We start from the raw sequence: 3,718 nt of genomic DNA, 5'->3' as shown, positions 1-3,718 counted from the left end.
TCGGCACCTACGTGCTGGCGCTGGCCACCGCGACGGCCGCCAACCGTGAACTCGCCTCCGCCCGCCTCGTCCGCACGGTGACCGTGCTGCCCGCCGTCATCCCGATGGTGGTCGCCGGCCTCGTCTGGAAGTGGCTGTACGAGCCCGACCACGGACTGATCAACACGCTGATCGGCCTGTTCGGCGTCGACGGCGCCCGCTGGCTCTTCGACAACGACCTCGCCCTGCCCGCCGTCGCCGTGGTGAGCATCTGGAAGGAGTTCGGCATCTACGCGCTGATCCTCCTCGGCGGACTCCAGCGCATCCCGGACGAGATCTACGAGGCCGCCACCATCGACCGCGCCGGCCCCTGGCGGCAGTTCCGCTCGATCACCCTGCCGATGCTCAAGCCGGCCACCGCCGCCGTCTTCCTCCTGCTCCTGTTCAACTCCTTCAAGGTGTTCGACCAGGTGTGGGTGATGACCGAAGGCGGTCCGGGAACCGCGACGCTGACCGTCGTCACGTTCATCTACACCCGCCTGCTGACCGACGTGGGCGTCGCCTCCGCCGCCTCGGTGGTCCTGTTCGTGATCCTCCTGACGATCACCCTCGTCCGGCTGAAGCTGACCTCCCGGGAGGAGTCGTGAGCAAGTCCCCGAAGCGTCTCGCCCCGACGCTGTGGCTGACCGTCGCCGGCGTCTTCGCCGGACTCCCGGTGCTCTGGATGCTGCTGACCTCCTTCCAGCCCCTGGAGGAACTGGTCGGCAACGGGCGGCACCTGATCCCCGGGAGCCTGACCCTGGGCGCCTACCGGGAGGTCCTCTCGGCCTTCCCGTTCGGCCAGTGGTTCGTCAACTCCGTGCTGGTGGCCGGCGCCGTCGTGGCCGGCAACCTGGTGTTCGACACCCTCGCCGCCTACGGCCTGGCCCGGATCCCCTTCCGCGGCCGGCAGGCCGTCCTCACCCTGATCCTCGCGACGCTGATGATCCCCACCCAGGTCATCCTCGTCCCGCTGTACCTGGTGATGCGCGACCTCGGCTGGATCGACACCTACTGGGCGCTGATCATCCCCTTCCTGGCCAGCCCCACCGGCATCTTCCTGCTGCGCCAGCACTTCGTGACGCTGCCCGTCCAGCTCGACGAGGCCGCCGCCATCGACGGCGCCGGCCGGCTGCGCACCCTGGTGAGCATCCTGCTCCCCAACTCCTGGGCGGCACTGGGCACCGTCGCGGTGCTGAAGTTCATGTGGACCTGGGGCGAGTTCGCCTGGCCCTCGCTGGTCACCAACAACGAGATGCTGCGCACGCTGCCCGTCGGACTGGCCCAGTTCCAGAACCAGTTCGCCCCCCGCTGGGATCTCCTGATGGCCGGCTCCGTGCTGGCCGCGATCCCGGTGGTCCTCGCCTTCGTCCTCCTCCAGCGGACCTTCGTCCGCGGACTCACCGGTGGTGCGGTGAAGGAGTAGGACGAGAACCCCCCGGTTCCAGGTCGGGAGACCCGGGGAGAACCGCAGGCCCGGTCGTTGCCGGAGGGAGGCGACGACCGGGCCTGCGGCATGTCCGGAGCCGTTCCCGGGCCCTGCCCGTTGTCCCGCCCGCGGGCCCGCCGTGCCCCGGCAGACGGCGCCCGTCGTGCCCGGCCGTGGCGCGGCGGAGCAGCGGGGGCCGGGTACGGACGGTCGGGGCCCGGGGCCCGGGTACGGACGGTCCGCGGTCCGGAACGGCCCCGGCGCACGGGTGCGGCGGGGCAGCGGTGCGGCCGGCCCGGCGGCACGGAGCCCGGTGAGTGGTACGGCGCCCGGCCCGGCCGGGGCAGACCGGGGCTCCGGCGCCGGAACGGGGGTGCGGGGCACGGGCTCGGCCCTGCCCCGAAACGCCGAAGACCTGGGCCGCGGAACGGCTGACGGTGCCGTTCCGCGGCCCAGGGGTCACGGGGGGTGTGTCGGGCCGGGAGACGCGGCTCCAGGACACGGTCGGCTGCGGCGCCGACGGCGACGCAGGCCCTGACGGGGTGGAGCGACCCCGTGACGACGGGGCTCCCCGCCGCTGACGTCGGCCCGAGCGTCAGCGGTGGGGAGCCGGGGGACGGTGGCGGACAGTGTCAGGGCAGAGCTGCCCGCCACCGCGTTCGGGGGCCGGGCCGGCCGGGGAGTCCGGCGGCCCGGCGTTCGGGGGGTGCGGTCCGGCCGGTCGTCAGAACCGGGCGATCACGTACCGGTCGACGGTGTCCTCGTCGAGCTCGAAGCCCAGACCGGGCCCGGTCGGGACGACCAGCGCGCCGTCGGTGAACTTCGGCGGGTTGACCAGGATGTTCTCCCGGATCGGGTTGGGCAGCCGGTTGTACTCGTAGGTGCGCAGGTTCGGGGTGGCCGCGCAGAGCTGCAGGGCCGCGCAGAGGCTGACGCCGGAGCCGACCCCGTGCGGGGCGATGTCCACGTGGAACGCGGAGGCGAGCGCGGACAGCCGCATGGCCTCGGTGATGCCGCCGCAGCGGGCCACGTTCGGCATGAAGACGTCGATCGCGCGGTGCAGCAGCGAGTCCCGCAGGTCGAAGCGGGTGAAGTGGGTCTCGCCGTTGACGACCGTCAGGCCGGTCCGGCGGCGCAGCTCGGCGAGGTTGGCGAGGTCGTCCACCTGGAGCGGCTCCTCGTACCAGGAGATGCCGAGGTCGGCGAGGACGGCGCCGACCCGGGTGGCCTCGTCGAGGTCGTAGGCGCAGTTGACGTCGGTGAGGATCTCGATGTCGTCGCCGACGGCGGCGCGGACGGCGGAGAGGTGGGCGCGGTCGGTGCGCTCGCCGCGGCCGATCTTGACCTTGAGGGCCTTGAAGCCGTCGTCGACGAAGCCGAGGGCCTGCCGGGCGGAGTCCTCGGGGTCGGCGTGCAGGGCGACCGGGCTGGCGTAGCAGTCGACGGTCTCGCGGACGGGGCCGCCGAGGAGGCGGTGGACGGGGACGCCGGCGAGCTTGCCGCGGAGGTCCCACAGGGCGAGGTCGACGCCGGCCATCGCTTCGAGGTAGAAGCCGCGGTTGTGGCCGCCGGCGGCCTGGCCCTTGAACAGCCGCTCCCAGATCGCGCCGGTGGCCAGCGCGTCCTGGCCGATCAGCAGCGGCGCCAGGACGGTCGCGACGACGGTGGCGGTGACCTGCGGGCTCGGCAGGCCGTACGCCTCGCCGATGCCGACCGAGCCGTCCTCGGTGTGGACCTTGACGAGGGTCGCGTACTGGCCCCGGCGGGGCAGCACCAGGTGGCTGGAGGCCGGGTACCGCAGCCAGTCCGGCACGTCCTCGGGCGAGTCGTACAGGTCGTCGAAGCTGGCGGACAGGGCTACGGCCTCGACCTTGGTGATGCGCAGTGGCTGGGTACTCACGGGTTCTTCTCCTGGGTGCTGGGCCCTCCCCGCCGAGCGGGGAGGGTGGTGGAGCGGTTCAGCCGCCGGTTCTGATCTCGCCGCGGGCGGTCTCGCGGCCACTGAGGACGGCGAGTGCGGTGACGGCGCAGCCGGCGATGACGTAGAGGACGACGGGGGTGACGGAGCCGCCGGCCGCGACGAGGGCGGTGGCGAAGGAGGCCAGGGTGGCGCCGGTGCCGGAGGACCCGAAGAAGAGCGGTCCGAAGACCAGCGCGGAGGCGAGGCCGTAGAGGCTGAAGTCGTACCACTCCATGACGGTGCCGACGGTGCCGGCCAGCATCGTGCGGCGGGTCGTGGTGACGCCGGAGGTGTCATGCACGGGGGTGCCC

Annotated in this window: 3 protein-coding genes and 1 pseudogene; 2 read left to right on the top strand and 2 right to left on the bottom strand. The window is 72.8% G+C overall.

The window, feature by feature from the left end; all coding sequences use genetic code 11:
* Both ACFWOG_RS37680 and ACFWOG_RS37675 read left to right on the top strand, forming a co-directional pair.
* A partial coding sequence (locus tag ACFWOG_RS37680) for a carbohydrate ABC transporter permease (protein ID WP_380363971.1) occupies positions 1-626 on the top strand: 626 nt, incomplete at its 5' end.
* On the top strand, positions 623-1,444 hold the full coding sequence (locus ACFWOG_RS37675) for a carbohydrate ABC transporter permease (protein WP_355406704.1): 822 nt from the start codon (positions 623-625) through the stop codon (positions 1,442-1,444). The genes ACFWOG_RS37680 and ACFWOG_RS37675, both read left to right, overlap by 4 nt.
* A gap of 727 nt (positions 1,445-2,171) precedes the next feature.
* Here the strand turns inward: ACFWOG_RS37675 and ACFWOG_RS37670 are convergent.
* Together ACFWOG_RS37670 and ACFWOG_RS37665 are read right to left on the bottom strand one after the other, a co-directional pair.
* Positions 2,172-3,347 (bottom strand): mandelate racemase/muconate lactonizing enzyme family protein, encoded by a 1,176-nt coding sequence (locus ACFWOG_RS37670; protein WP_380363969.1) that lies wholly within the window; start codon positions 3,345-3,347, stop codon positions 2,172-2,174.
* A 58-nt stretch (positions 3,348-3,405) separates the two neighbouring features.
* Positions 3,406-3,718: pseudogene (locus ACFWOG_RS37665) on the bottom strand (hypothetical protein); the annotation flags it as partial.

This window comes from Kitasatospora sp. NPDC058406 (assembly GCF_042722765.1).
Taxonomy (GTDB): Bacteria; Actinomycetota; Actinomycetes; order Streptomycetales; family Streptomycetaceae; genus Kitasatospora.
The sequence above is the reverse complement of the archived record's forward strand: the minus strand, read 5'-3'. Positions and strand labels throughout refer to the sequence as shown.